At 75.9% G+C, this 779-nt stretch carries 1 protein-coding gene; it reads right to left on the bottom strand.

Features of this window, described 5'->3' with window-relative positions; all coding sequences use genetic code 11:
- Nucleotides 1-766, bottom strand: a 766-nt coding sequence (locus tag FRW57_RS22335) for an NUDIX hydrolase (protein ID WP_238999551.1), incomplete at its 3' end; no start/stop codon positions are given.
- Nucleotides 767-779: the final 13 nt, after the last annotated feature.

The raw sequence follows: 779 nt of genomic DNA, 5'->3' as shown, positions 1-779 counted from the left end.
CCCGCCCGATCGTCTTGGCGAGGTGCCGCGCCGCGCGGTCGGGCGCCGCGGCATACCCCTCCTCCGACAGCCCGTCCCGCAGCCGCATCCGCAGGCCGGCGCGCTCCGCGAACGGCGCCAGGGTGTCGGTGCACCGCACCGACGGCGAGGTCACCACGCGGGAGACGCCGTATGCCGTCACGAGGGGCACGAGCGCGGCCGCCTGCGCCGCTCCCCTCGCGTCGAGCGGCCGGAGCCGATCGTCCTTCCTCCAGTGGCCGCGACCGACGGCGTGCGCGTGCCGCACCACGAGCAGCGGCCAGGTCTCGAGCTGCCCGGCCTTGTCATGGACGACGACGGCACGCAGCTGCTCCCGGTCGCGCGCATAGCTCAGCCGGCTCGATGCCTCGCCGACGGGGAGCCAGGCCACCTCGTCGATCTCGTGCTCCAGCCGGCCGTCACCCCCGATGACCTCCGCTGCCCAGTAGTGGACCCGTTTGCGTTGCGGGCCCGGGGATCGCCGGACCACCGTGTAGCACGCGGTGGGCAGGGGGCGCCCGAGCCGCACGAGCAGCCCCGTCTCCTCGCCGACCTCCCGGACCGCCGTGGCCGGCAGCTGCTCACGGTAGGGCGACTGGTCGACCTTCCCCTTGGGCCAGGACCAGTCGTCGTAGCGGGGACGGTGCACCAGGGCCACCTCCAGCCGTCCGTCGCGCCGGCGCCACGGGACCGCCCCGGCCGCCTCGACGACGGCGTCGGGGTCCACGAGCTCCGTGGCCGTCGGCACTCGGGCGGGGTCG

Origin of the sequence: Segeticoccus rhizosphaerae (assembly GCF_009192725.1) — a bacterium.
GTDB classification, from domain to species: Bacteria; Actinomycetota; Actinomycetes; order Actinomycetales; family Dermatophilaceae; genus Segeticoccus; species Segeticoccus rhizosphaerae.
This window is presented reverse-complemented; position numbering and strand designations above follow the sequence as displayed.